General features: G+C 34.6%; 30 protein-coding genes and 1 pseudogene. 10 read left to right on the top strand and 21 right to left on the bottom strand.

Annotated elements, in window-relative coordinates; genetic code table 11:
* Positions 1–133: 133 nt before the first annotated feature.
* The 4 genes from AC1Q8N_RS14535 to AC1Q8N_RS14520 all read right to left on the bottom strand — a co-directional run bounded on the left by AC1Q8N_RS14535 (position 134) and on the right by AC1Q8N_RS14520 (position 7123).
* Positions 134–1561 carry a serine hydrolase domain-containing protein gene (locus tag AC1Q8N_RS14535; protein WP_098079741.1) on the bottom strand — a complete coding sequence of 476 codons (1428 nt, stop codon included), beginning with the start codon at positions 1559–1561 and terminating at the stop codon, positions 134–136.
* A 413-nt stretch (positions 1562–1974) separates the two neighbouring features.
* On the bottom strand, positions 1975–2919 hold the full coding sequence (gene yhaM / locus AC1Q8N_RS14530; RefSeq protein ID WP_064473804.1) for a 3'-5' exoribonuclease YhaM: 945 nt from the start codon (positions 2917–2919) through the stop codon (positions 1975–1977).
* Positions 2920–2960: 41 nt separating this feature from the next.
* Positions 2961–5885: an ATP-binding protein gene (locus tag AC1Q8N_RS14525; RefSeq protein ID WP_493521246.1), complete on the bottom strand. Its 2925-nt coding sequence runs from the start codon at positions 5883–5885 to the stop codon at positions 2961–2963.
* A complete protein-coding gene (locus tag AC1Q8N_RS14520) occupies positions 5882–7123 on the bottom strand; it encodes a metallophosphoesterase family protein (protein ID WP_048545406.1) in 1242 nt (413 codons plus the stop codon). Before AC1Q8N_RS14520 ends, AC1Q8N_RS14525 begins: the two co-directional genes overlap by 4 nt.
* A gap of 208 nt (positions 7124–7331) precedes the next feature.
* Between AC1Q8N_RS14520 and AC1Q8N_RS14515 the strand changes: the two genes are divergently transcribed.
* The gene (locus AC1Q8N_RS14515; protein ID WP_000539551.1) at positions 7332–7517 is read left to right on the top strand and encodes a YhzD family protein; all 186 of its coding nucleotides are present in this window, start codon (positions 7332–7334) and stop codon (positions 7515–7517) included.
* Positions 7518–7543: 26 nt separating this feature from the next.
* Here AC1Q8N_RS14515 and AC1Q8N_RS14510 read toward each other — a convergent pair whose 3' ends face one another.
* Positions 7544–7906 (bottom strand): hypothetical protein, encoded by a 363-nt coding sequence (locus AC1Q8N_RS14510; protein ID WP_016136590.1) that lies wholly within the window; start codon positions 7904–7906, stop codon positions 7544–7546.
* Positions 7907–8060: 154 nt separating this feature from the next.
* On the opposite strand from AC1Q8N_RS14510, the gene AC1Q8N_RS14505 reads away from it, so the two are divergent.
* Complete coding sequence (locus AC1Q8N_RS14505; protein ID WP_000273537.1) at positions 8061–8201, top strand: YflJ family protein; 141 nt, start codon at positions 8061–8063, stop codon at positions 8199–8201.
* A 65-nt stretch (positions 8202–8266) separates the two neighbouring features.
* Here AC1Q8N_RS14505 and AC1Q8N_RS14500 read toward each other — a convergent pair whose 3' ends face one another.
* The 4 genes from AC1Q8N_RS14500 to AC1Q8N_RS14485 form a co-directional block, all read right to left on the bottom strand.
* The gene (locus AC1Q8N_RS14500; protein ID WP_098079744.1) at positions 8267–8665 is read right to left on the bottom strand and encodes a hypothetical protein; all 399 of its coding nucleotides are present in this window, start codon (positions 8663–8665) and stop codon (positions 8267–8269) included.
* A 107-nt stretch (positions 8666–8772) separates the two neighbouring features.
* Positions 8773–9207 (bottom strand): hypothetical protein, encoded by a 435-nt coding sequence (locus tag AC1Q8N_RS14495; protein WP_098079746.1) that lies wholly within the window; start codon positions 9205–9207, stop codon positions 8773–8775.
* A 159-nt stretch (positions 9208–9366) separates the two neighbouring features.
* A complete protein-coding gene (locus AC1Q8N_RS14490; RefSeq protein WP_000876838.1) occupies positions 9367–10011 on the bottom strand; it encodes a response regulator in 645 nt (214 codons plus the stop codon).
* On the bottom strand, positions 10001–11218 hold the full coding sequence (locus tag AC1Q8N_RS14485) for a sensor histidine kinase (RefSeq protein WP_098079748.1): 1218 nt from the start codon (positions 11216–11218) through the stop codon (positions 10001–10003). The genes AC1Q8N_RS14490 and AC1Q8N_RS14485 overlap by 11 nt, the downstream gene beginning before the upstream one ends.
* A gap of 103 nt (positions 11219–11321) precedes the next feature.
* On the opposite strand from AC1Q8N_RS14485, the pseudogene AC1Q8N_RS14480 reads away from it, so the two are divergent.
* From AC1Q8N_RS14480 to AC1Q8N_RS14465, 4 genes and pseudogenes are all read left to right on the top strand, one after another.
* Positions 11322–11506: pseudogene (locus tag AC1Q8N_RS14480) on the top strand (hypothetical protein).
* Between the two features lie 325 nt (positions 11507–11831).
* Positions 11832–12512, top strand: a complete 681-nt coding sequence (locus tag AC1Q8N_RS14475; RefSeq protein WP_098079750.1) for a FadR/GntR family transcriptional regulator — start codon at positions 11832–11834, stop codon at positions 12510–12512.
* 76 nt (positions 12513–12588) lie between these two features.
* Positions 12589–13773 carry an MFS transporter gene (locus tag AC1Q8N_RS14470; protein WP_493521245.1) on the top strand — a complete coding sequence of 395 codons (1185 nt, stop codon included), beginning with the start codon at positions 12589–12591 and terminating at the stop codon, positions 13771–13773.
* Positions 13774–13828: 55 nt separating this feature from the next.
* Positions 13829–14134, top strand: a complete 306-nt coding sequence (locus tag AC1Q8N_RS14465; protein WP_098079754.1) for a hypothetical protein — start codon at positions 13829–13831, stop codon at positions 14132–14134.
* Between the two features lie 428 nt (positions 14135–14562).
* Here AC1Q8N_RS14465 and AC1Q8N_RS14460 read toward each other — a convergent pair whose 3' ends face one another.
* The 4 genes from AC1Q8N_RS14460 to AC1Q8N_RS14445 form a co-directional block, all read right to left on the bottom strand.
* Positions 14563–14874 (bottom strand): YbjQ family protein, encoded by a 312-nt coding sequence (locus tag AC1Q8N_RS14460; protein WP_000637510.1) that lies wholly within the window; start codon positions 14872–14874, stop codon positions 14563–14565.
* Positions 14875–15008: 134 nt separating this feature from the next.
* On the bottom strand, positions 15009–15212 hold the full coding sequence (locus tag AC1Q8N_RS14455) for a DUF4028 family protein (protein WP_048545425.1): 204 nt from the start codon (positions 15210–15212) through the stop codon (positions 15009–15011).
* A 137-nt stretch (positions 15213–15349) separates the two neighbouring features.
* Complete coding sequence (locus tag AC1Q8N_RS14450; RefSeq protein ID WP_001100081.1) at positions 15350–15880, bottom strand: general stress protein; 531 nt, start codon at positions 15878–15880, stop codon at positions 15350–15352.
* Between the two features lie 36 nt (positions 15881–15916).
* Positions 15917–16057 carry a hypothetical protein gene (locus tag AC1Q8N_RS14445; RefSeq protein WP_098079759.1) on the bottom strand — a complete coding sequence of 47 codons (141 nt, stop codon included), beginning with the start codon at positions 16055–16057 and terminating at the stop codon, positions 15917–15919.
* Between the two features lie 222 nt (positions 16058–16279).
* On the opposite strand from AC1Q8N_RS14445, the gene AC1Q8N_RS14440 reads away from it, so the two are divergent.
* The 3 genes from AC1Q8N_RS14440 to AC1Q8N_RS14430 all read left to right on the top strand — a co-directional run bounded on the left by AC1Q8N_RS14440 (position 16280) and on the right by AC1Q8N_RS14430 (position 20301).
* Positions 16280–16531: a hypothetical protein gene (locus tag AC1Q8N_RS14440; protein ID WP_097845240.1), complete on the top strand. Its 252-nt coding sequence runs from the start codon at positions 16280–16282 to the stop codon at positions 16529–16531.
* 205 nt (positions 16532–16736) lie between these two features.
* Entirely contained in the window at positions 16737–19427 is a 2691-nt protein-coding gene (locus AC1Q8N_RS14435; protein ID WP_493521244.1) for an ATP-binding protein, read from the top strand.
* Positions 19428–19443: 16 nt separating this feature from the next.
* Positions 19444–20301, top strand: coding sequence for a CheR family methyltransferase (locus AC1Q8N_RS14430; RefSeq protein WP_048545431.1), 858 nt, complete (start codon positions 19444–19446; stop codon positions 20299–20301).
* 38 nt (positions 20302–20339) lie between these two features.
* On the opposite strand, the gene AC1Q8N_RS14425 is transcribed toward AC1Q8N_RS14430, so the two are convergent.
* The 5 genes from AC1Q8N_RS14425 to rsbV form a co-directional block, all read right to left on the bottom strand.
* A complete protein-coding gene (locus tag AC1Q8N_RS14425) occupies positions 20340–21482 on the bottom strand; it encodes a SpoIIE family protein phosphatase (protein WP_493521243.1) in 1143 nt (380 codons plus the stop codon).
* A 164-nt stretch (positions 21483–21646) separates the two neighbouring features.
* On the bottom strand, positions 21647–22087 hold the full coding sequence (locus AC1Q8N_RS14420; protein ID WP_048545435.1) for a ferritin-like domain-containing protein: 441 nt from the start codon (positions 22085–22087) through the stop codon (positions 21647–21649).
* Between the two features lie 70 nt (positions 22088–22157).
* Positions 22158–22934 (bottom strand): RNA polymerase sigma factor SigB, encoded by a 777-nt coding sequence (gene sigB, locus AC1Q8N_RS14415; RefSeq protein ID WP_098049000.1) that lies wholly within the window; start codon positions 22932–22934, stop codon positions 22158–22160.
* Positions 22897–23379, bottom strand: coding sequence for an anti-sigma B factor RsbW (rsbW, locus tag AC1Q8N_RS14410; RefSeq protein ID WP_048545439.1), 483 nt, complete (start codon positions 23377–23379; stop codon positions 22897–22899). The genes sigB and rsbW overlap by 38 nt, the downstream gene beginning before the upstream one ends.
* Positions 23380–23385: 6 nt before the next feature.
* A complete protein-coding gene (gene rsbV, locus AC1Q8N_RS14405; protein ID WP_141499271.1) occupies positions 23386–23724 on the bottom strand; it encodes an anti sigma b factor antagonist RsbV in 339 nt (112 codons plus the stop codon).
* Positions 23725–24073: 349 nt separating this feature from the next.
* Between rsbV and AC1Q8N_RS14400 the strand changes: the two genes are divergently transcribed.
* Positions 24074–24274 (top strand): methyltransferase, encoded by a 201-nt coding sequence (locus tag AC1Q8N_RS14400; RefSeq protein WP_098080285.1) that lies wholly within the window; start codon positions 24074–24076, stop codon positions 24272–24274.
* A 181-nt stretch (positions 24275–24455) separates the two neighbouring features.
* Here the strand turns inward: AC1Q8N_RS14400 and AC1Q8N_RS14395 are convergent, their stop codons facing one another.
* The 3 genes from AC1Q8N_RS14395 to AC1Q8N_RS14385 form a co-directional block, all read right to left on the bottom strand.
* Positions 24456–24707 (bottom strand): GlsB/YeaQ/YmgE family stress response membrane protein, encoded by a 252-nt coding sequence (locus AC1Q8N_RS14395; protein WP_000522902.1) that lies wholly within the window; start codon positions 24705–24707, stop codon positions 24456–24458.
* A 75-nt stretch (positions 24708–24782) separates the two neighbouring features.
* Positions 24783–24983: a CsbD family protein gene (locus AC1Q8N_RS14390; protein WP_048545449.1), complete on the bottom strand. Its 201-nt coding sequence runs from the start codon at positions 24981–24983 to the stop codon at positions 24783–24785.
* Between the two features lie 42 nt (positions 24984–25025).
* The gene (locus AC1Q8N_RS14385; protein ID WP_098080287.1) at positions 25026–25415 is read right to left on the bottom strand and encodes a YflT domain-containing protein; all 390 of its coding nucleotides are present in this window, start codon (positions 25413–25415) and stop codon (positions 25026–25028) included.
* Positions 25416–25429: the final 14 nt, after the last annotated feature.

The following is a 25429-nucleotide window of genomic DNA, read 5'->3' as shown; positions in this document are numbered from 1 at the left end:
AACTATTTTATTTTATTTTTAATAAAGTGAAACTTTAATCAGTAGGGGTTTTCTTCACCCCCCACTGATTATCAGCCCTCACCAATCGGACTTTAATGACTTAACATTATGCTTATCTTAGGAGCGAGGTATTTTATCGGTGAGTGTATACAAACCATGTAATGCTTGCTGTTAATAATGCTGACGAAATCAAAGCTGTAAGAACACTATATGTTTGCCACATAAGTATTGTTGACCAATCGAAAGCACAGCACAGTATAACCAGGGCAATCGTAGCGGTCAGGAAAATAACTGTTACGGTTATTCTCTTTTTTGTCATTGGCTGCCGCTCATTCGTTCTCCTTCTGCGTAATCCTAAGAGAAATAGCAAAACAGCCAATAGGAAAAGAATAATTGTGATAGACGACAAAATGATATCCAAAAGCTGTGTGCCGCTTATTTCATATGACTGAGTTAGATTGCCTTCTAATATATCTTTAACTTTTAGTACCATGTTTGTATTGGTATTTGCACCGTTGCTCAGCAAGGAGACGGCTGTTCGTTCATTTAGCAGTATGGCTACTTCGGTTCTGAAATTTGGATTGCCCCCAGTGTGTTCTATAATCGTTTGTTCGGCGTTTACGGACCAGCCTGCCGCATAATACATACCGTTGACAGCCGAAACAGACATATCACCCCTATGTGATTTTTCGATAACCGTGTGAAATATTTCGGGTATGTCCTGCACGATACCCATCTGTATGCCCATCCAACGCGCCATATCTTTTGTATTAGAAATGATGTAGCCTGCGGGTTTATTCCCAGCATAATCCGGAGCTTTAAATGGAGTTGTCATAAAAAAGGAAGAACGGTAGCCCTGTGCCAACTGTCCAGTGGCTTGAGCATCTTCTTTATAAGCATACGTCTGGTGAAGACCTAACGGCTGAAATACCTGTTCCTTCATAAAGTCTTCATAGCTTTGTCGCGACACAATCTCAATAATCAAACCCAATACGTCATAATTAACGGTTCCATAGTTATACTGTTCACCGGGAGGGAACGCCAATTCAGCATCCACGAGCATTTCCACAGTCTTTTGCAACATATCCGGTGTATTGCCTTGTGGAATATTTTGAGTATGCCTAATATTTGTTAGACCACTGGTATGGTGAAGAAAGTTATTTAGTGTAAGACTTTGCATATCAACAGGTTTCCCTTGATACTTTAACGTAAACCAAGGTAAATATTTTTGGACAGGGTCAGTCATTGAGAGCAGCCCTTGCTCTTCCAACAGCATAATACCCATACCGGTAAAAGCTTTACTGACCGAGGCTAACTCATAGAGTGTATTTTCACTTGCAGACAACCCATTTTCACGGTCTGCATACCCTGAAGAAAAGTAGAACACTTCATCATCAGCAAGTATTGAGATTGACATTCCCGGCACACCTGATATACGACAGGCATCATCTAGCAACGCTTGTATTGCCGCAGATTGCGAATCTGACAACGCATAACTTTGTGTTGCAAATCCTGAGAATAATATAAATATCGTTAATACAAAAACAATAATCTTTTTCATAAACCCTCCTTTTTGGAAAATTATAAGAGAATAATATAAAGTGAACCTATAATCAGCCCTCACCAATCGGACGTTTACGGGCAGCCCGACCCCCACCTAACTTCTTTGCTCCAACCAAATTTTGAGGTGGGAGTTTTACTGCCCGTTAATGTCGGATAAATAACCTCCTTTTACAACTACGAAACTAAATTTTAATATATCTTTCTATTCACCTGTATAATATCAAATAATTACGAATAGTTACACTTGAACGGACAGATGGATGTAATTTGAAACAACTTTAAAGAGCCTTGCTACGTAGAATGTAGTAAGGCTCTTAGCTTTTAATAATCAAAATTCAATAACTTTATTATCATTATACAACAGCCCCACTAAGCTTATTAACACTTAATGAGGCCACTTTATTCACACTATTAATTATGGAACGTCGGTTTATAGAACGAACGATTATCAAGAGCAAAGACACGCTCTGTGTATTCACCTGGTTTTGTGCGTCCTAATGCGCGGTCCATCATGTTCATTTTTGCATCTAAGTTATCGATGTAGTGCAGAATTTCTGCTTCTTTTACTAATGGTGGTTTTGGGCTACCCCATTCTGCTTTTCCGTGGTGAGAAAGCACGATGTGTTGAAGAATTAATACTTCTTCTGCATCGATGTTCAGCTCATCTGCCGCTTTACCAATTTCGTTCACCATAATAGAAATGTGGCCTAGTAAATTTCCTTCTAACGTGTACGTCGTAGAAATTGGGCCAGATAATTCGATTACTTTACCAAGGTCGTGTAAAATAACGCCTGCATATAGTAAGTCTTTATCTAACGATGGGTATAAAGCCGCAATAGCTTTCGCTAAATCAAGCATCGATACGACGTGATAAGCTAGTCCAGATACGAACTCGTGATGGTTCTTTGTCGCTGCTGGATATTCTAAAAATTCGTTTTGATGCTTATTTAACAAATGTCTTGTTAGACGCTGAATGTTCGGGTTTCTCATTTCAAATATGTATTGCGTAATTTTTTCAACCATATCTTCTTTTTTCACTGGTGCTTTTTCTACGAAATCCGAGATATCTGTTACTTCATTTTCATTCGCAACACGGATTTGTTTCACACGTAATTGAATACGTCCTTTGTAGTTTAAAATGTCACCAGCTACTTTAACGATTGTTTCTGCTACATATTGTTTCTCAACTTCTGGCGATACGTCCCATAGCTTCGCTTCAATATCTCCACTTGGATCTTGTAAGATTACTGTTAAAAATGGTTTCCCATTGCTTGCTAAACCTTTTGTCGCTGTTTTAATTAACAAGAAAACATCGACTTGTTCACCAACTTCATATTCTGCAATTTTCTTTTTCATTCGAATTCCTCCACCATATCAATTACTTTTAGTATAGCACACTACAACTCATTTTCTTTACGCTTACGCACTAATTTTATAATCTGTTTTTCTGTAAAATACGTTAGTAAATGCGCATGACATGTAAAGAAGATGACTTGTCTATCTTTCGCAATTTCCTTTATTAGTTCAATCGTACGATTCGTCCTTACCGCATCAAAATGTACAAAACTATCATCAATAATAAATGGATAATCATGCTCAAACGTTTTCGCTAACGCAAATCGTAACGATAAATATAACTGCTCTGCTGTCGCTTGACTTAGTTCATGACTGTAAAAACGCATACCGTCATTACGCTCAACAATGAACGGTTCTGCCTCTGACGGTGAAAAGATTTTACTATATCGTCCGCCTGTTAAATAGACGAAATACTCTTCTGATTTTTGTAAAATACGAGGAAGATGTACTTCATGATAATATTGCTTCGTTTTCGTTAATACTGTCTTTGCGGCCGCATAAGCAGCCCACTTCTTCACTTGTTCACGCACTTGCGCTTTTTTCATTTCCCATTCGTGCAGTAAATCACCGTACGTACTACCTTCTTCTAAATTCGCGATTTCCATACGATGTTTCGCAATACGCTCTGTCAGTTCTTTCTCTTTCATAAGACAATTTTGCGCATCTGTCATTTCTTGCTTTAATTTTTCATCATAACCGTCAGCTTCATAATGTTCAGCTAATGATAAACTCGTTAAACGTTGTTCTAACAGATCAATTTGCGGTAATAAACGCCCGATTTGCTGCTCAGCATCTTCACGTTTTTCTGCCAGTTTACCTGCTTTTAAAAACATCTCTTCATCTGTAGAATACGCGATATGCCATAAACTATCTCGTTCTACTAACAGTTGTTTTAATTGCTCTTGCATGAACTCATATTCTTCTTGCCATTCCGTGAGCTTCTCTTTTAGCTGCTTACAAGTTTGTCGCTTTTCTTTCTCATTTTGCATACGGATTTGCGCCTCGTGCAGCTTACTATATTCCGCACTACCGATAACAGTTTCTAGTTTATGTTCAAAATGCGAAATCATTTCATACAATGAAGATTTGCGCTCACTTTTCTTCTCTAAATCACGATATAATTGCTGCATCTTTTCCATACGCTCAAACGCCGGCAATATGTGTGCATACGTATAAAATTCAGGGAACATATAGCGCACTTTATACACATTTACTTGTTCGCTAATGCGGAACGTTTCTCTCTCCCATTCCTCATACGATGAAACGACTTTATCATACGCTCGCTCTATTTGCTGTAACTTATACGACTCACGCTCAAATAATTTACGTATCTCTTCATCTTTTTCTAATCGATAACGAACTGACATTGCTTCTTCACTTTGTCTCCCACCAGCACTTTGCTGAAGAGTAAGAAGCTCTTCTTGTAATCCACTTGACGGATCTTTATATAAAACGAGGGCAAGAACAATCCCTACAAAAATAATAACACTAATAAATAAGAGTAGGCGGTTGTCTATAAATAAGCTTGTGAATAAAACGACTGTGTTAATAAGAAGTAACAGAAGACAAACTCTTTGCCACTGTTTTTTCTTTTGCACTGCCGCTCCTGCCTTCTCTTCATACTTGCGCTTCATTCTCTCTGCGCTCATACTGATAAACGCCGCATCTTGGAATGACTTTTCTTTCTCAACTAGCGTATTTCGTTCTTCATCCGCTAACATTTGTTGCTTAACCTGTTTTATGTTTCCTTCTTGTTCTTCTAATTGCTCCTGCGCTACTTTAAAACGCTCATCAAGCTGTGTTTTTTGCGTTTCTAGTTCGCGCGCCTTTTGCACCGTTTGCGTAATTAACTCTTTCGTTGCCAAACTCATATCAAACGAAAGGACTGTTTCTTTTTCAAAAGTAGCACCGATTTGTTGCTCTAGTTCTGCCAGTTCTTCTTTTATATTCGTAATTGTTCCTATCATGTCACGCATTTCTTGGCGTGCATTTTCATAAGACATATGCTGCATACGAAGTTCTTCTACATAACTTTCTTTTTGTAAAAACTCTTCATCTATTTGAATCGATTCAATTTCCGTTTGCACAGTCTCTATTTTCTTATGGAGTGAATCCACTTGTAATTGAAGCGGCTCCATCTTCGCCTTAATCGCTTCATAGCGTGCCATCCCGTTTACAGGAAACTGCCCGCTCTCGTTTTCTAACACTTTCTCATGCGCACGCTTTTCAATAACGAGAGGCTCTAGCACTGCTAATATTTCATAATCTTGCTTTCGCTTTTCTGCACTCTCTTTTTCCGCACGAACAGAAGCAAGTTTCTCTTCACTTTCTTTTAACTGCTCCACTTGCTTTTCATACGTGCCAATTTTCCCTTGCCACTCTTTCATCTTCTCTTCAAGCTTCTTCATTTCTTGCAGTGACACGTTAATTTCAGGTTTACGCCCGCTCGGCTTAAAGCGCTGATCCATTTCCTTTTCTAGCTTTTTATCTAGTTGTAATAACGCATCGCTTCCGACTGCGCTTGCTGAAAATAAATAATTTCCGATATCCGTTTCGCCGAGCTGATGAATATTTTGAAGGCCGTGCATATCAAATGAAAAGACAGATTCAAATAAACTTTCATTCATCCCGCTTAATATATCGTTTAAAATTTCTTCGCCGCCCGTTTTCCCGTCTTCAAAGTAAACGGTCACCTCGCCAGCTGCCGTCTTTGGCAACCGTTCAATTTTCAAACGGCCGTACTTCTCTGTTTGCACAGTCATCGCACCGCCATACTTGCCGCCTTCTTTCGGCTCATAACGGCGCTGTCCTCTCGTCGGAAAACCGAATAAAATACTTTTCATAAATGAGCGAATTGTCGATTTTCCCGCTTCATTTTCACCGTATAACACTGTCAGCATTGATAGATCCATTTCCACATTTTCTAATTTTCCGTACCCATAAATATGGAGTTTTTCAATTCTCATTTCTTATCCCTCTCTTGCTGGAATAATTGCTCTAAAATAATATTTTCTGCTTCCTTTTGAATCTCTTTCTTCTCTTCTTCTGTAAAAGATTCAATACTATTACGCGCTACAGGAGATGTCCAAATACTGCGCAATACGCCGTCCATATTGGTGAAAGCTTCTAACTCTTTTAGCACACTACCGACGAAATGATTTTCCTCTTTCAAACGCTCGATTTCCGCAAAAGAAACCGTCTCATTTTTCCACTTCATCGCATATACAAAGTCTTTTCGCTCTTCGCCAGCTGCTAAAATATGAAAGATCTCTTCCACACGCTTTTCATCACGTAAATAAGGAGAAAGTGGGCCTTGTCCTGTAAATACGACAGTAAGTAGCGTCCCTTCCTCTTCTCTTCGGCACTCATTCATCGCATTCGATGCGCTCGTCATAAGTTCATCAACAGTTTCAAGTCCATCAATATTCACTTCTATCTCATCCCACACAACATCCGCCGTATGGAAAAATGAACAGTGCGACCCTTGTTTCGTGAGTTCAATCAGGTATGCACCCTTCTCTCCTGTTTCCTTACGATGACGTCCTTGTATATTACCTGGATAAATAATGCACGGCTCTTCTGATAAAATTTCACGTTTATGTATATGACCAAGAGCCCAATAATCAAACTGCTTTTCTTTCAGCTCACGAATTTGAAACGGTGCATAGCGATTATGCTCTGCATCCCCTTCCACACTTCCGTGAAGCATGCCAATATGAAAAGGCGCATCACTCATTTTCGTATACTGCGCTGTCATATTATCCGTTACCGCTTGCTGCAAATAACTAAAACCGTAAATAGAAGCTAACAACTCACCATTTTTATAAAATGATTTCTCTTCTACGTAAGGCTCCGTAAACACGTGAACATTTTCCGGAAACTCAATTGCTGCCCAGCTTCCCCCTAAATGATCGTGGTTACCGTGAATAATAAAAACAGGGATATCGTACTGCGAAAGTCTCTTCATTTGCTCGCGCACAAACACTTGCGCTCTCAAACTTCTCGTCTCCGCATCATACAAATCCCCGGCTAGTAATACGAAATCAACGCGCTCTTGAATCGCTTTATCAACAATACGCTCAAACGATTCAAACGTACTTTGCTTCATTCTTTCCCAAACAGACTGCGGTACATTCATCTCCATTCCTTTAAACGGACTATCCAAATGCAAATCAGCCGCATGTATAAACTTCACTTGTTTCACAAATAACGATCCTTTCTATCTTTCAAAAGTTTCATTTTATCAATATTAAAATTGCTGAAAACTTTAATAAGTAGGCATGAATAGACTCCCCACTAGTTAAAGTTTCACCTTATTGTAACACGCAATGTCATATATTTCTTTGCATATTCTAGTGATTTATGCCAAAATAGTTATAAGATTCTGATTTTTATTATTGGAGGGAATTTTCATGGGAGTATACGTTCTAACAGTCTTTGAAAAAGATGGTTCAAAAGCATTAGACGAATCATTCGAGGCGGCAACTGAAAAAGAAGCGAAAGCAAAAGGTGAATCTATTTTACAAGAAAAAGGATTGTATGAAAAAACACATCGCTGCACATCTTCTGCAGGTAAGCTCGTTTTATTCCAGCGCTAAAAAAAGAAGCGTCCTCCGCTTCTTTTTCACTCTACTATATCTTCGTCACACCACGTAAACACCACATCTAGAATGCGATTACCGATACGTACGCGCTTATTCCATTTTCCTGTTTGGATCTGATGTTGCAATTCTGCTTTCATCTTTTCCGTCCAGTCGTGAATCGTTTCACTACCGTCGTACGGATATACGCTCGGAAACTCTTCCTGCAGTAGATGCAAGCTCTCTGCATCAAAATGAAAATGGAAGAAGTAGTTTGCTGTAAGCGATGGTTCTTGCAATCGTAAAAAATGATCATCAACTTGCTTTCTATTTCTATAGAAAGTAAAGATATTCACTTTACCGCTCGTAATTTGGTCAATTTGAATTTCGTGCTTCTCTATAATCACGTCTTGCCCACCTCGTTATATACTATCCTTAGTATATATGTCTTTTGCAACAAAGTTAACCATTTTCGCGCGAAATTCATTTCCTTCATTATATTACCTGTACCTCCATATGCAATCAGAACAACTAAAAACAAAGTTGAAGGGGAGCGATCACATGTATTTCGGAAGCAAAGGTTGGTATGTAAAAGAACTTAAAAAATTAGGTATCCGTACTTATGAAGGTAAAAAACTAGAATCGTATCGTACGCATGTGTTATCTAGTTTACTTGAAAGAATGAAGAGAGCTTCGGCTTAATTGATGTAGGAAGCGACTACGGTTGCTTCCTTTTTATATAGTGGAAAAAAAGAAATAATCCTATCTTAACGTTCTATCTTTACCGTTATACTCTCTTGATAAAAACCACCCATTATCAACTGCATCTCTATTACCAAATGCTCTTCCAGATAATCATTCGTATATATTTTAAATTCTCCATACTTATTAACCCGTCCACTTCCAACAAACGTATCGCCACTTGTTATGACAATTATTGAATGCGGTTCCGCACAGCCCGATACATAATTAGCACCACATTTTACAAAATCTATATTTATTTCCTTATGAATTTTAGTAACCGAATCTATATATTTCTTGTTACGCAAATTATCATCTTGCTCTTCAGCCCTCAAAAGCGTTTGATTTTTGCTAACTTTTTCTGAAGAGAAAGCAACATTCCCCAGCCAAATAAACCTATCAAATGTAGTAATAGGTAGAAACATCTACGCTAACTCCCCCATTCTTCTTTCCTGTTTTTATCGTCTACAATCTTTTGATGAACTTACAGTAATAATTTCTATATTAATATAAAAAAATATTCTTTTTCCATTCAATTTCGCACTGTTAATTTGTACAGAATACATAGAATACTGTTTTTCACCCCAGATGCAATGGCAACGCTACACAAAATAATCCACGATCCATTAAATGTAAATTCTCCTTCAAATGTGTTAATAATAATTATGTTGCCGATTATTAAAAGAATCCATGAAATGGAATACTGTTTTCCATTTGTAATATATAAAATTCCATCCTCATTACAAACTGTAATTCCTCCACCTTGCCAAACACCAATAGCGAAAGAAAAAATCGTAGCTGCCAATAACTCTGCTTGTAAATCTCTAGTCACTGGTTGCGGCGCCGTATAAGTAATAATCCCTATCATCATGAGAAAAGTAATAATATGTATCCAGTTTAATTTTGTTTGTTTACTTTGCAGCCAAATAAAGAAAATTACTACAGAAATTAAAAACAAAGTTGCCATTTAATTATTCTTCTTCCTTTCCCATATTAAAAACGTCTGTGTAATGCAATTAGAGCGTTCTTAAATCTCTCATACTTTCTAAAGCATAACATGAGAAAATAATAAAAAAATCGTACAAAAGGGCAAGCCTATAATGTACGATTGGGCATATATAATGTTTTAAAAATGAATTAACTTCCTTTCAATAGATACAGCTACTGCTTCTGACCTTGAATTAACACCTAATTTATTGTATATATTTGTTAAATACGCTTTTACTGTTCGCTCAGCTATTCCCATATCGAATGCAATTTCTTTATTCTTATTTCCACGCGCTATAGCTTTCAACACAAACAATTCTTTTTCTGTTAAATTATTTTCTTCAACCTTATCAGCATATACTTCTTTCCTTTTATAATTCACTATCTTTTCCATAATATTGGGTTGTAGTAAAATCTCACCTCGAATAGCCGCTTCCAATGTTCGAAACAAATTCTCACGATCCGTATCTTTTAGCAAATATCCTTTTGCTCCTAACTCAATTCCCTTTAACATTAATTCGTCTTCGTTATAAGTAGTTAATATAATAATCGGCGTATGATTTTGTTTTTTATTTAAAGCTTCAATTGTTTCTAACCCACTCATTTTAGGCATATTTAAATCCATTAAAATAACATCAGGTTTCTTTTTTTCTATGAAAGAAAGGGCTTCTTCTCCATTTGCAGCCTCACCTATAATTTGAAATGAATCACTCGTTTCTATTATTAATTTCAGACCCTCTCTTACAACGAAATGATCATCCACAATTAATACGTTATACTTCATGGCTATCTCCTTCATTATTGATAGGTACTTGAATACACACTTTCGTACCCTTCATCTTTTCACTCAATATATGTATTTCTCCATTAATCAATCGAACTCGCTCATTTAAGCCAATTAATCCATAATGCCCAGGATTCTTACCGATAGATCCAGTGTCAAAGCCCATTCCATTATCTTCAACTTCAATAGTAAGCTTTTCAAGGTTATCGATATATTCAACTTTTAAATTTACATCTGTTGCCTGCGAATGTTTTGCGATATTCGTTAAACATTCACTAATTACATATAAACAATGTTCCTTTACTAAGCTTGAAATATGCGGAGGGCTTTGAATAGTAAATCTCACTTGTATAGACGTAGCCTCAGAAAAACGTTGAACTTCTTCCTCTACTGCTTTATTAAATGAATTGGTAGTATGACGCAAATCATCAATAACCAACCTTGCATCATGTAAAGTTTGTCTCGCTCTTATCATAGTTTGTTTCATAATCTCTTGAGATCGTCCTATATTCCCTTTTTGCATATGGGCGTCTATTGCTTCCAATTGCATAATTAAGCTCGCTACACCTTGCGCTAACGTATCATGTAAATCCCTTGCCATTCGCTGCCTTTCATTAGCTAATGTCAATTCTTCTACTCTCATATATGCAGACTCTAACTCTTGAATGTAGCTCTGTATACGATTACGTGCATCATATTGCTGCTTATTAATATAAGAAAAAGGAATAATAATTGCTAGTACTAAAAGGAACATAGAGATAAGAATAGCTACTTTATTCACACCATAATTCATACTAATCGCAATACAAAATATGGCATACATGAGAGTAAAAACTGCCATTACTTTAAATATATTGTGATAAACATATAAACTTTGAGCAATTAAAATAGGGGTTAATCCAACAAAAATAGCTATTGAACCATTTGGTACAATAAATGCAGCCAAAAACACAATGAAAAGTTGTACAAAAAAGAAATACAACAATTGCCTATTTTTTAATGAACTCGCATACCAATGAAAAATAGTATGAATAACAATGACTATTGTAAAAAAGAAACTATCTATTGAGAGAATATTATTACGAAATTCTAAAAGCATTGAAGCTATATATACGAGTGTAATCCATAAAACAATAAACCTTCTTGGAATAAATACCGCTTCCAATACATTTGTATCCACATCTATATTTGAATTCATTTTTTTCATATTCGACCTCCATCATTATATTATACAAGATGCAGCTTACATTTTGATAAAGTGAAACTTTAATTAGTGGGGCTTTTTTCCATCCCCATTACAGAATATTAATATGAAATATTGCATATCGAAATGCATTGATATAATTGTAAGCGCTTACTATAATAAGCGTATAAAGATTTATTGCATCTTACCATAAAAAAAGGAGGCACTCATATGGAAATCGCAATGGCAGTTTTAAAATTTGTAGGTGGAGTAATTCCATTAGTTCAAGAACTTTTAAAAGCATTCATGTAAGGTTATCATTCAGCAATTATCTATAATAATTATCATACAAATGATCTGTATATCAAAAATAAATTGATACACAGATCATTTGTGTGAGAAAACTTTATACGAGAACTATGTAACCTAGTAGAACAATAATGATACATCTATCTCAAATTAGAAAAAGACGCTCACAAGAGCGTTTTTTTTATATTACTATGTATTCAGGAGAAATCGATTTTTTTATGTCTTATAAACCCTATTTTAGTATCCCATTTCAACTACCTAAAAAATAACATTGTCAACCAAACTTAAATTGGTTATCATAAAAACGAATATAACAGGAGATGAGCAGATGAATATGAACGAAAAGAAATCTTTTTCAAAAGTTGCTCGGCGGAAATTAGTCGATGAAGTGTTGGAACGTCTACAGGAGAAAATCTTTTCTGGCGAGTATGAAGTTGGTGATCGCCTCCCTACAGAGCCGCAATTAATGGAAGAGTTAGGAGTTGGACGATCAACATTGCGAGAGAGCATAAAGATATTAGTACATGCTGGCATATTAGAAGTTCGCCAAGGACAAGGTACTCGTATTGTTTCACTCAATACAACGCAAGATTCATTTGAAAAACGATTGCAAACAGCTAATATACATCATGTGTATGAAGCACGAAATATGTTAGATAAAGAAGTAGCGATGTTAGCAGCACAGCGCCGAACCGACGAGGATCTTTTATACTTAAAAGGACATTTGAGTAAAAGAAAAAATGCCCTTCAAGAAGGAAATTATGTAGCATACATAGATGCAGACATTCAGTTTCATCTAGCCATTGCAAAGGCGAGCAAAAACGAAGTTCTACTTGATTTGTATGAATCTTTCGTACCTGCCCTTCGCCACATTTTAAGCCAATTCATATTACATACAGCGAACTATGAAGATAACTCTGACATTCATGAAAAGTTATTCCAAGCGATTTTAAAACAAAATACTGAAGAGGCACGAACATACGCTATTCAAAATTTGGAGCTGAAATAAGCTCCTTATCTATTACACACAAACATCAGATGATATACTCAATAACATCTGATGTTTAAGAGAGGAGAAAGTGAAATTGAAACATCAAGAACGAACTTATTTGTATATACTAGCACTATTTTTTGTTTCTATTAATTTACGTATCGGAATTACATCTGTTTCACCTGTATTAGAAACAATCCGACAAGACTTAAATATAAGTAATTTTTCCGTTAGTTTTTTAACAGCTATTCCTGTTTTTTGTATGGGGACATTCGCCTTACTGACTGGGAAGGTAATAAAAAAATACGGGGCAGAAAAAGCAATTATGGCTTGTCTTATTCTAATTGGGTTTGCAACATGCATGAGGGCCTTTACCTTTTCCATTTCCACATTATTCGCGAGTTCTTTATTTATCGGTATTGGAATTGCACTTGCAGGTCCGTTACTATCAGGTTTTATTAAAGAAAAATTTCCTACGAAAATCGGCTTAATGATTGGCATATATTCAGTAGGTATGGGAACTGGCGCTTCTTTAAGTGCAGGGTTAACGATTCCTTTACAACATGTGTTAAAAGGATCTTGGAATATGGCACTCGCTTTTTGGGGTGCACTAACTATTATCGCTATTATGTTTTGGTATCCCGTTATGAAACGAAAAAAGAATACGAGTACACAAAATAAAAAGAATAATAGCTTACCTTTAAGAAATAAAAAAGCATGGTTGTTCACAATCTTTTTCGGGATACAATCAGGAACCTTTTATTCCATTACGACTTGGCTTGCGCCGGCAAATCAAAGTATGGGTGTGAGTAGCGAACAAGCGGGGACTCTTATAACTGTTTTTGCAGTGATTCAAATGATATGTAGCTTTTTAATTCCAACGTTAGCGGATATTTATAAAAACAGAGCACTTTGGTTATTAGGGAGTATATGCTTTGTACTCGCAGGTTTATCGCTTATGATTTACCCATTAACCACACCATGGGTTCCTTCTATTTTACTAGGTATCGGGCTCGGCGGCGTATTTCCACTCGCTCTCATGCTACCGCTATATGAAACAAAAACTTCAGAAGATGCGAGTGCATGGACTGCTATGATGCAATCAGGAGGATATATTATGGGCGGATTCATTCCTGTCCTAGCAGGAATCGCTCGTGATTATTTTAATAGTTATACGCAAGTTTTTATTATAATGGCACTTTTAAGCTTCATTTTATTCCTATTAACTTTAGTTATGAATAAAAGGAAAAGAAATGCAGAAGATCTTGTCTCCGCTTAAATTAAAAATGTTAATATATGGTATAATTTAATTAAAAACGAAAGGAGCTTCTAACATGTGGTTCATTTCGGCAATTTGGCCTGTTGTAATAGTTGGTGGAATTGTAGTATTTGTAATAAAAAGATTGGAACATAAATATAAGAACGGAAAATTAGGTAAGAAAAAATCAAATGAGGCTCAAATTTTATTAGACAGTTTCATACCGATAGGAATGCTTGTTGGCTGTATGATTGGTTTGATTTTCGGTATGTTTTTCCCGGAATTCTCCCTGCTTTCATTTAGTTTAGGGGCCGGAATAGGCTATTTATTTGGTTATTTCGCCTATGAAATTTATAGTAAGACAGGAGACAATTTCTCGTAATCCAAAAAGAATAATCAGGACAGTACATAGTCGTCATATACAATATGTACTGTCCTTTATTTTTGCATCAATGCTATCACCTTACCTTTCACATCCTATACACCTTTTCTTACCTCAAATAATAATTTTATTATTTGTCATATAATTAACACCTTCGTTAAACATATATAAAGATTGTTGTATTTCTTACTTTTCTCTTTGAAAACAATATATACTACATTTGAAATAAGCAAGTGTGTCTGCTTATTATCTAAATTCCCGTGCAATACCCCCTCACGAAATGCTAGGAGCAATCCTAGCATTTTTTACAATAACGTTTTGCCCACTTTGAACATATGTAATTATAATTTCTTGTCAACGTTAGTCATAAAACAAAAAAATCCCCTCAAAGCATAAGCTTCAAGGGGTGAGCCTGTATTTTTACTTACTTATATACGTACAGCTGTACCACTTACAGCAACCATTAACATTCCATCACGAACAACCTCATAATCTACGTCAATACCAACGATAGCGTTCGCACCTTTTTGTTTTGCAAGTTCTTTCATTTCATCCATTGCGATATCACGAGCTTCTTTTAGCTTGCTTTCGTAAGAACCAGCACGACCACCGACAACATCACGAACAGAAGCGAATAAATCGCGGACAATATTTGCACCCATAATAGCTTCACCATTTACAATATCGATATACTCAATAATTTCTTTACCTTGAATTCCAGACGTTGTTGTTACAATCATGACTGACACTCTCCTAATAAGTTGTAGTTTGAATAAGCTTTCTTATGTCTTTATTATGACATGGAACAAGCAACGAATCTATTGAATTACCTTACAGGAGTGTGACAATTTTGTAAGAATAAAACGGCTATTATTTAATAAAGCGCTTTTACGTTAGGATACATAAACGATTTTCTATTTTCTTTCCAATCCTTTTCCACTTCTTTAAAGGTTGGTCGCCCTAACTCTTCCTTGTTTTCATGTTTACTAAACCATTTCTTCACATACTTCTCTCCATTTTGATTTTGAACTGTACAAAGGAAACTATTACTACTATCCTTTAATATTTTTACAATCACGAAAAGACACCTCTTCCCTTTTAAACTTGATCTTTTACTATAAGCCCTTCCTCTCTTATAGTCATACGACTCCTCGGCCGCGCCAAAGTTGTAAGATCAAAAACGATATCCACTATGTTTAATATGTGACGTACATATTATTTAAAGAAATCAGAGTTATAAGCATTATGCTTATCAAATATTTTATAGATTTCTAACTTATCATCTAATGTTGCATCTACTAAAATTAATATATTTCCATCGTAAATGTATTCTTCATATTTCTTAGCATGTTCCTCAGGAATGCCTAATCCGATAAATGCTCCTATTAAACTTCCAGCTCCTCCGCCAATACCGGCTCCCCCAATAGCTGCTGCGATAGGTCCTGCCGCTACGATTGGACCCATTCCAGATACGGCAAGTACACCAAGACCTGTTAATAAACCACCGAGTCCGCCTGCTACTCCTCCTGCCACAAGCCCTGTTGCTGAAAAGATATCCGCTTTATGTGCAGTTTCATGATTCACTTTTTCACCCGATTTCTCTTCCAGATGTTCAATTTCCTTTTGATCCTTCGCAATAGCTGAAATGTTATCAGCTGAGTATCCTTTATCACTTAATTCATTAATAACACATGCCGCATCATCAATTGTTCTAAAAACACCTACTATTTTTCTATCTACATTCATAACTAGTAACCTCCTAAAGTTTTATATCATGTATCTTTATCTTTCTTCATTTCTGTATACACTAATCTTCTTATTAACATAACCATTTACGAAAAAAGCGAATAGTAAAAGCATTACAAGCGAACTACTTAACAAGTAAATTAAATCAAATGTAATATCAATTATCAGTTCATTCATGTATACCCGACTCCTTTTTATTTAAAGTAAAAGTATATTTTTATAGACTAGAAATCTTTCAATTCATCTTCATTCAATCTCTTTGTAGTATATGTATACCCTTCGTAACCCTTTCTAAACGTAAAAAACTATAATTATATTTTTTCTTATTTATATGTTTAACATTTTTTAAAACGGGTATGTTTATATTGTTATACTTACTATACGGAAAGGAATATTTCGATGAATGCAATCCAATCTACTACTATTCTTTATAATGAAACACCTACAATAACGCAGATTCATCACTTTTATGCTTTAATGACAACATTTCAAACGAATGTATTTATAAGTAAACATGGAACACTTACTTCTATTAAAAACTTAAGCACATTAGTTTCCTTTTTCCTTACTGTCAAAAAGAAAGAACTTGTATTATTTATCTTTGAAGGAATAGATGCAAACAAAGCTTTAAGAACACTCTTTCCTTCTTAAAAGTTTTATGATCCCCTATTCCCTCGATTGTTACTTTTCATATATCGTTTTATATTTCAAAATGATTTCCTCAATTCAAAAAGAGACCCCCTAATACAATAGGGGGATTTCTAGTTTGGCCTTACGAAAACTGATATAATATATATTACGTTTTTTATTCTGTACAATTGAAAATTGTTAATAACCTTGAAGGTAGGAATTTTTAATGAACTCGAAAGCAAAATTTAGTATTCGCTACAAAATTATGGCTGGTTATTTAGTTATCATTTTGTTCTTACTTATTTCTTTCATTATGCTAAACAATGAGATTTCCAGTTTACAAAAATCTCGTAATTTTATTATTGATCACGATTTTAAAGTTCTTAATTTAACGAATCAAGTGGAGAAAGAATTACTAACAATTGAAAATAAAGCGAAAGGATTTATCACTTCTAATGATGCAAATTACGTTCAATCCCTTAACGCTGCGGAAAAGGATTACGAAAAACATTATCAAGATCTTTTTGCTCTATTAGAGGATAACCCCTCTCAGCAAGAAAAGTTAAAACAGATTAATGAAAACATTACTAGTTGGATTAATAAAGAGATTCACCCACTTATTACAAATAGCAATCGTAATAACGTACAAGCAATCGATACGACTCAAATTCAGTCACTACAATCGCAGGTAACTAACTTCCGTAGTGTAGAGGAGCAACTAACGAAAAAAAGAGCTGCACAATTAGATACTGAAAATAATAAATTAGAGATTTGGTTATACAGTTTATTGTTCTTACTTTCTTGTATTTCTATTATCATTTCACTCTATATTTCGAATTCCATTACAAAAACGATTAAAAATGTAATTCAAGCTATTAAATCTATTTCTTCTAAAGAAAAAATTACGGAAAGAATTCATGTAAACACACATGATGAAATAAAAGATCTTGCTCATACAACGAACCATCTACTAGACGAAATATCGAAAAGAGAGTGGTTACAAACCGAGCTTGCAGAATTAATTTTAATGTATCAAGGTGTACCTTCTATTGAGATGTTAGGTAACAAAATTCTTAGTGGAATTATACAAAAAACGCAAACTTCTTGCGGTGCATTTTATGTACGTGAAGAAATTGAAGACACTGTCTACTATGTGAAGAAAGCTTCTTTCGCCGAGCAAGGTTCTGATATTGGAAAACACTCCATTAAAATGGGTGAAGGCTTAATTGGGCAATCAGCTTTTGAAAAGAAAAGTTTTATTCTCACGGACATACCTGAAGAGTTTCGTTACGTTACTACTGGATTATTAGAAATACGCCCTAAAAACCTACTAGTCATCCCTATCTTATTTGAAGATAAAGTGATTGCAGTAATGGAATTAGTAAGTGTAACTGACATTTCAGACTTGCATCAAGATTTAATTCAACAAACTGTTGATAATCTAGGTTTAACAATCCATAGTATTATGGGACGTATGCGAATTCAAACTCTTTTACATGAATCACAAGCAATGACAGAAGAGTTGCAAGTTCAATCAGAAGAATTGCAAACGCAAGCTGAAGAACTACAAATGCAAGCCGAAGAATTAAGAACAACGAATGAACAACTAGAGTCTAGAACGGAAGAGGCGGAGCAAAAGACAGCTGACTTACAAATTACTAAATCAGAATTAGAGGAAAAAGCAAGTGAGTTATTACGTAGCTCAAAATACAAATCAGAATTTCTAGCAAATATGTCACATGAATTACGCACACCGTTAAATAGTATTTTACTATTATCTGAAATGTTAAAAGAAAATCATGATAATCATTTATCCGACGATGAAATTGAATTAGCAACCGTTATTCATTCATCAGGGAAAGATTTACTTACTTTAATTAATGACATACTAGATTTATCTAAAGTAGAAGCTGGAAAACTGGATGTTATTTTTGAAGCAACGAATATAAGTGACATGGCAGCAAATATGCAGCAAAACTTTTTACATATAGCTGCACAAAAAAATGTCGAATTTACTATTGAAGACAGTGATGCTATTCCTGATCTGTTTTATACAGATGCAAAACGGATTGAACAAATTATTAAAAACTTATTATCCAATGCATTTAAATTCACAGAAAAAGGATCCGTTTCTTTACATTTCGATTCGATAGAAACAACCAATTTGAGTCATGAAATGCATTCTATAAGTAAAGATTGGATTACAATTTCAGTAAAAGATACTGGTATTGGTATCGCTACAGAACAGCATCAACTTATTTTCGAGGCCTTTCAACAGGCAGATGGCGCAACGATTCGAAAATATGGTGGTACAGGCTTAGGGTTATCGATTTGTAAAGAGTTTGCTAGATTGTTAGGTGGTTGGATTACGTTAGAGAGTCATGTAGGAGAAGGCAGTACTTTCACTGTATATATTCCTAATCTTCCAAATGGATTAACTGATATACAAGTATCCAATTTAGAAGTTGCAGCAACGATAGAAGATGTTATTCCTGCTGAAGTTGTGGAGGAAACTATCGTGACTCCTGAAACAAATAACGTCTTCCAAGAGAAAACCATTTTAATTGTCGATGATGATCACCGAAATATATTTGCATTACAAAATGCATTAAAAAAACAACATGCCAACATTATTACTGCACAAAACGGCATAGAGTGTTTAGACATACTAAAAAACAATACAAATATTGACCTTATTTTAATGGATATTATGATGCCGAATATGGACGGTTATGAAACGATGGAACATATTCGAATGAACTTAAGGTTACATGAAATACCTATTATCGCATTAACTGCGAAAGCAATGCCAAATGATAAGGAAAAATGTTTATCTGCTGGTGCTTCAGATTATATAAGTAAACCATTAAATTTACATCAACTCTATTCGGTAATGAGTGTATGGTTAATAAAATAAGTGAGGTTTAGTTTAAGTGGAAAATAAGTATTATAATTTTGATCCATCCGTCGATATGGATAAGCGTACGAACTTAGAAATTGAATTACTATTAGAAGCGGTATTTAAACTATCTGGCTTCGATTTCCGCCAATATGCTCGCACATCTATTTATAGAAGAATTTGTAATCGAATGCAGCTCTCTAATATACCAACCATTTCAAAATTAATTGAAAAAGTAATTCATGAGGAAGGCTTTTTAGAACAGGTATTAAATGATTTCTCCATTAACGTAACTGAAATGTTCCGTAACCCTAACTTTTTTAAAGCGCTAAGAGAGCATGTCATTCCTGAATTAAAAAAGTATCCTGAAATTAGAATTTGGCATGCTGGATGCGCAACTGGTGAAGAAGTATTATCAATGTCCATCTTACTTCACGAAGAAGGATTAAGTGAAAAAGCTGTTATTTACGCAACAGATATGAATACAAATGTGTTAGAAAAAGCAAAACAAGGCATCCTTCCGTTAAATAAAATGCAAACTTATACGAAAAACTATTTACAAGCTGGCGGTACACAAGCATTTTCTAACTACTATTCAACAGATAATCGTTTTGCTTATTTTAATCCATCTCTTTTACAAAACATTATCTTTGCGCAACATAATTTAGTAACTGATCAATCTTTTAATGAATTTCATATTATACTTTGCCGTAACGTTTTAATTTACTTTACAAGTAAACTTCAAAACCAAGTACAGCAACTATTTTATGAAAGTTTAGGCCACAATGGATTCCTATGTTTAGGAAATAAAGAAACTCTTCGTTTTTCAAATATAATGCCGCATTATATCCAGTTTAATCCGAACGAACAAATCTATCAAAAAATACAATAAAAGCGTATGAAATCCTCTGTTTGGATTTCATACGCTTTTTATTTCGCATTCGTTTGTATCATAATTAGGCACATATCATCTGATTGCTTTTTCTTCTGTTCTTCCTTATAAAACCCTTCTATCTCTTCTTCTAAATCTCCCCATTTTCTTTCTGTAAAAGCACGTAATTTCTCTTCAGACTCAAATTCATCATGTGCAATTGCTTCAAGCACACCATCTGTAAATAATAATATTTGAGCGTTCTTCTCAAAAGGTATAACTGTTTTTTCAACTTTTATTTCATCAAAAAATCCTACCGCACAACTCCCGCGATTTAGTTCCACTACATTCGCTTCATCGACTAAAACGTATCCAGAAGGATGTCCTGCATTTACATATTCAATTGTTCTCTTTTCTGTATCAACTACTAAGTATATCGCTGTAAAATAATATGGAATATTGTCATTCTCATTATGTAAAAGAGTCATATATTTATTTAAGTCTTTAATGACAAGTTCTGGATCGATTAAAGATTTAATCGTTTCACGTAATACAGACGAAATAAACATACAAACTAATGAAGCAGATATACCATGTCCCATCACATCTAATAATATAATACCGTAGCGGTTTTCATCGATTTTATACCAATAATACATATCTCCAGCTAGTTTGAATGAAGGTAAATAGCTTGCTTCAATTTTTATATGATCTTCTCTTAATGGGCTACTTAATAAGTTTCTTTGTACTTGTGTAGCTAAATCCAATTCATTACGAAGGTTTTCTTCTTGTTCTTTATGCCAATTTAATTCCGATTTCAAGCGTAATGCTACACGCATACGCGCTAACAATTCAACTTTATTTATCGGTTTCGTAATATAATCCATTGCGCCTATATCAAGCGCTTCAGCTAATTTATTCGAATCTTCTAAAGCTGTTACAAAAATAATAGGAATATCTTTACACTTCTCCTCATTTTGTAATCGCCTACAAACTTCAAGTCCATCAATTTCAGGCATCATAATATCTAATAGTATTAAATCAATTTCATTATGCCTGGAAGAATCTTTTCCAAATTGAATGTATTCGAAAAGCTCTTGTGCAGAATTAAGCGATACAAGATCCTGATATCCGGCTTGTTTTAAAATTTTTTCAATTACAAAGATGTTAACCGGATTATCATCGACAATTAAAATGGACACAAGTTATTTCCCCTTTTCTTATATAAAATGTAAATCTATGATCATTTTCTATTTTTCTAGTATTACATACTCAGTTACAAAATGAAAATTTCCTACTCAAACATATTTATACAGCAAAAGAACAAACCCCCTAGAAATGAGAGTTTGTTCTTTCACTCTATAAATTAATTTAACACCATTGCTTTGTCACTTAAAAGACGATCTAATTCTTCCATATGATTTGTTTCATCTGCGATCATATCTTCTAACTTTACAACTAACTCTGTCATATTTAATTTCGCTGCCTGTTCTTTTCTCGTTTCATAACGCTTAATTGTTTCATATTCTGACTTCCTAGCTTCTTCTAACATTTCTCTAACATCTTCTACTTGTTTCACTGGTAAAGGGATCGTAGTAGGTGTACCACCTAACGTCTTAATTTTCTCCGCTAAATATAGGGCATGTCCTTGTTCATCACTAATTTCAGACTCAAAGAAAGGTTTTAACACTTGTCTATATATACCAGAAACTGTAGCTGCATTATGGTTATACATAATAATTGCTGCGTATTCTCCTGCTAAATCTTCATTCAATCCTTCAATTAGTTCTTTCACATCGTGTGACATTTTTATATCTCCTCCTATACTTAATAACTACCCCTTTTCTCATGTTTTAAACATAATTATTTAAAATTTTTTATGTATCTAAAAACGCTGCTTGCTTCAATTTACTTATCGCTTGTCTTTTAATACGAGAAACGTGCATTTGTGAAATACCTAATCGTTCCCCTGTATCCTTTTGATTTAAATTTTCTCCAAATATATAATGAATAACACTCTTTTCCGTATCATTTAATACGTTAAAAATATCCTTTAAAACGAGACGTCTTTCTGTTTCTTCATATCCTTGCTCTACTTCACCTACAGATTCAATTCTTGCTACCGAACTTCCATCAGATGAATTTTCAACTACATCATCTAAGGAAGATACTCGATAATTATTTTTTGCATCCATAATTTCTAGCACTTCCTCTTCGGATAGTCCTAAATGATCTGCAATCTCTATAATCTTCGGTGAACGTTGTAGATGATCTGTTAGCTCCTCTATCGCAAGTTTAATCTTCCCGCCTAAATCTTTAATCCGCCTTGGAACATGAATACCCCAAGTTTTATCACGTAGATACTTCTTTATTTCCCCTACTATCGTAGGTATTGCAAACGGCTCAAAAGCATTTCCTATCGAATAATCATACCTTCTTATTGCGCCTAAGAGCCCTAACATCCCTACTTGTATAATATCCTCATGCATCGGGCCACCTTTTGAATAGCGATATGCAATGGAATGTACGAGATTTTTATAGTGATGAACTAACCTTTCCTGTGCTTCATCACATTGGTTTTGTTGGAAGTCTGCAATTAGTTTAATAACGTCTTCTTTAGCAAGATTTGTAGGTTGAGATTGGATTTCCATCATTCTCCACCTGCTCTCTTTGTATATATTTTGTCATTAAAACTGTCATGCCCTCATCATGCATAATTTGTATATCATCCATTAACGTATTGATTAAATATAAACCTAAACCATTTTCCGGCAAATGTTCTACTGGTTTACTAATATCATACGGACCAACTTTCCTTTTTAAGGTGCTAAAATCAAAGCTAACCCCATTATCAGCAACCATAATTTCTAATCGATCTTCATATAGCCCAAAGACAATTGCAATTTCTCCAACGTCTTCTTTGTATGCATGTTGTACAATGTTTGTACAAGCTTCACTAATAGCAATTTTCATGTCTTCTATATCGTCATAAGCAAAGCCCATTCGATTCGCAACACCAGCCATTGTTAAACGAATAATAGCCACATATTCTGCTTTTGCAGGAATTTTCATTTCTATCTTTTCAAATCTCTCCATCATCCCTAGTCACCTTCTTTCTACTTTTTCAAAATCGGAATTCAAATTTAATATTTCTGTTAGCCCTGTAATATCAAACAATCTTTTTAGTCGTTTAGATACGCCAATAAACTCTAGCTTTCCATCATTTTTCTTAATTGCTTTTAAAAGAGCTATAAACACGCCTAAACCTGTACTATCCATATAATCTACCTTATTAAAATCTACTATAATATAAACCTCTTTTTCGCTTGCAATAGGCATCATCTTATTTTTCAAATCTGATGCCGTATATGCATCAATTTCACCATTAAGTTGTACTGTATAACCTAAATCATTTTGCAAAATATTTATTGCCAAATTCATCATTTCCGCCCCCTTATCTCAAACTCTTACTATTTAATTACCCATAAAAATTAATTTTAAACATATTTTTTTATTTTAATTATAAAGTGAAACTTTAATCAGTGGGGGTTTTCTTCATCCCCCACTGATTATTAGTTGAACCAATCGGACTTTTATGGGCAGTTGATTCCCCACCTAAATTCTTTGCTTTCGCTGAATTTTGAGGTGGGGGTCTTACTGCCCATTAAAGCGGGATAAATAAATTTTCTACACCTTTCTCAGCTTAACACTAAAAAAAATACTACCAAATGTTTAAACTTTATAAATTTGTGTATGTATAATGTATAAAAATTATTTTTAGGGGGATGTATCTATGGAAGAGCACAACTTAAAAAATGGAGATTTCGTTCAATTTTCTTATCGACACGATCATGCTACAAAATTAATTGGTTCCATTATTAACATACTAACGAATACAATTGTAGTGGATATAGGTAATGATGAGGACTTATCTCATATAGAACCAAGGCAGGTCGTAAGAATAAATAATTGTGAAAAAGTAACGATGGTTTAATACATAATAGAAAGTGTAACGTTAATGAGTGGGGGTTCTTCATCCTCCACTCATTTCTATGCAGATTACATGAAAAAAGCATCCAAATTAGTTTAATTGGATGCTTTTTTATGTATATTTATCAGTTCATTTACTTTATAGCTATATATAATAAACTTAAGATTACTATTTATTATCATACTTACGCTTTCCGCAGCATTCTAGAAAAGAATGTAACGATTAAAATAAAGACGATTGCACCTAATAAAGCTGGAAGAATAAAGATGCCTCCCCATTCAGGACCCCAATGACCAAATAACGCACTACCTACCCAAGATCCGATTAATCCGGCAATAACGTTACCAACTATACCTAAAGGGAAGTCCTTTCCTGTAATCATTCCAGCTAACGCACCAATAAGTCCACCTACAATACACGTAATAATAAGTCCCATAATTAAACCTCCTATATTATTTTTATAATGGATTTATCAAGCTTTGGTATGTAACCAAAGCTTGATAAACATGTATTATTCTTTATGATCCAATCCATCATTTATCTTTTGTTTCACTTTTCCGACTTTTTCTTTTATCGTTCCCTTCGTTTTTTCCCACTTCCCTTCATTTTTCAACTCTCTATCTTCTGTAATTTCACCAATTCCTTCTTTTACTTCGCCCTTTTTCTTTTCAACCTTACCAGTAATTTGTTCTTTTAGCCCGTTCTCACTCATATTTACAATCTCCTTTTCGTAATAGATTTATAGGATACAAATTTAAATAGAATACATGCATCTTCTTTCTTGTAACCATTCACCGACTCTTTCTAAATCCTTAACGAATAACAAGATTTTTCCTTCATCCAGTTTTTCTTCATAAAAGTTAGCTTCTTCCTCATTAAGTCCTAACTCTTGCATCTTATTTCTTAACTGATCTCCCGTTTTTTGAAAGACGTTAATAATACTTGTCCCAAGTCCTTCCTCTTTTATTCCAATTGTATTCACGTCTGCATTGTCTGCGATTCTATCTGTCCTATCTTTCTCATGTGTTAATACGTAAATATCTTTTTGGTTTATCCCTTTCTTCACTAGATCATTCGCCGCATTCATGACCTCTTTCTCCGTAATAAATTCATATACAAAAGGTTTACTATACTTCGTTTCCATCTTTAACTTCCTCC

This window comes from Bacillus sp. GW823-FHT06B01, from assembly GCF_058952315.1.
Note: the sequence above shows the minus strand (reverse complement) of the source record. Positions and strands in the feature narration are given on the sequence as shown.

What these genes read in the sequence shown, in the direction of transcription:
- rsbW (WP_048545439.1), bottom strand. Translation starts at nt 23,379, where the DNA reads ATGATGGAGAGATTTGAAAAGATAGAAATGAAAATTCCTGCAAAAGCA.
- AC1Q8N_RS14440 (WP_097845240.1), top strand. Translation starts at nt 16,280, where the DNA reads ATGAATGCAATCCAATCTACTACTATTCTTTATAATGAAACACCTACA.
- AC1Q8N_RS14400 (WP_098080285.1), top strand. Translation starts at nt 24,074, where the DNA reads ATGGAAGAGCACAACTTAAAAAATGGAGATTTCGTTCAATTTTCTTAT.
- sigB (WP_098049000.1), bottom strand. Translation starts at nt 22,934, where the DNA reads ATGATGGAAATCCAATCTCAACCTACAAATCTTGCTAAAGAAGACGTT.
- AC1Q8N_RS14445 (WP_098079759.1), bottom strand. Translation starts at nt 16,057, where the DNA reads ATGAATGAACTGATAATTGATATTACATTTGATTTAATTTACTTGTTA.
- AC1Q8N_RS14490 (WP_000876838.1), bottom strand. Translation starts at nt 10,011, where the DNA reads ATGAAGTATAACGTATTAATTGTGGATGATCATTTCGTTGTAAGAGAG.
- AC1Q8N_RS14505 (WP_000273537.1), top strand. Translation starts at nt 8,061, where the DNA reads ATGTATTTCGGAAGCAAAGGTTGGTATGTAAAAGAACTTAAAAAATTA.
- AC1Q8N_RS14385 (WP_098080287.1), bottom strand. Translation starts at nt 25,415, where the DNA reads ATGGAAACGAAGTATAGTAAACCTTTTGTATATGAATTTATTACGGAG.
- AC1Q8N_RS14465 (WP_098079754.1), top strand. Translation starts at nt 13,829, where the DNA reads ATGTGGTTCATTTCGGCAATTTGGCCTGTTGTAATAGTTGGTGGAATT.
- AC1Q8N_RS14535 (WP_098079741.1), bottom strand. Translation starts at nt 1,561, where the DNA reads ATGAAAAAGATTATTGTTTTTGTATTAACGATATTTATATTATTCTCA.
- AC1Q8N_RS14390 (WP_048545449.1), bottom strand. Translation starts at nt 24,983, where the DNA reads ATGAGTGAGAACGGGCTAAAAGAACAAATTACTGGTAAGGTTGAAAAG.
- yhaM (WP_064473804.1), bottom strand. Translation starts at nt 2,919, where the DNA reads ATGAAAAAGAAAATTGCAGAATATGAAGTTGGTGAACAAGTCGATGTT.
- AC1Q8N_RS14420 (WP_048545435.1), bottom strand. Translation starts at nt 22,087, where the DNA reads ATGTCACACGATGTGAAAGAACTAATTGAAGGATTGAATGAAGATTTA.
- AC1Q8N_RS14435 (WP_493521244.1), top strand. Translation starts at nt 16,737, where the DNA reads ATGAACTCGAAAGCAAAATTTAGTATTCGCTACAAAATTATGGCTGGT.
- AC1Q8N_RS14485 (WP_098079748.1), bottom strand. Translation starts at nt 11,218, where the DNA reads ATGAAAAAAATGAATTCAAATATAGATGTGGATACAAATGTATTGGAA.
- AC1Q8N_RS14495 (WP_098079746.1), bottom strand. Translation starts at nt 9,207, where the DNA reads ATGGCAACTTTGTTTTTAATTTCTGTAGTAATTTTCTTTATTTGGCTG.
- AC1Q8N_RS14500 (WP_098079744.1), bottom strand. Translation starts at nt 8,665, where the DNA reads ATGTTTCTACCTATTACTACATTTGATAGGTTTATTTGGCTGGGGAAT.
- AC1Q8N_RS14395 (WP_000522902.1), bottom strand. Translation starts at nt 24,707, where the DNA reads ATGGGACTTATTATTACGTGTATTGTAGGTGGACTTATTGGTGCGTTA.
- AC1Q8N_RS14450 (WP_001100081.1), bottom strand. Translation starts at nt 15,880, where the DNA reads ATGAATGTAGATAGAAAAATAGTAGGTGTTTTTAGAACAATTGATGAT.
- AC1Q8N_RS14475 (WP_098079750.1), top strand. Translation starts at nt 11,832, where the DNA reads ATGAATATGAACGAAAAGAAATCTTTTTCAAAAGTTGCTCGGCGGAAA.
- AC1Q8N_RS14525 (WP_493521246.1), bottom strand. Translation starts at nt 5,885, where the DNA reads ATGAGAATTGAAAAACTCCATATTTATGGGTACGGAAAATTAGAAAAT.
- AC1Q8N_RS14515 (WP_000539551.1), top strand. Translation starts at nt 7,332, where the DNA reads ATGGGAGTATACGTTCTAACAGTCTTTGAAAAAGATGGTTCAAAAGCA.
- AC1Q8N_RS14460 (WP_000637510.1), bottom strand. Translation starts at nt 14,874, where the DNA reads ATGATTGTAACAACAACGTCTGGAATTCAAGGTAAAGAAATTATTGAG.
- rsbV (WP_141499271.1), bottom strand. Translation starts at nt 23,724, where the DNA reads ATGATGAATTTGGCAATAAATATTTTGCAAAATGATTTAGGTTATACA.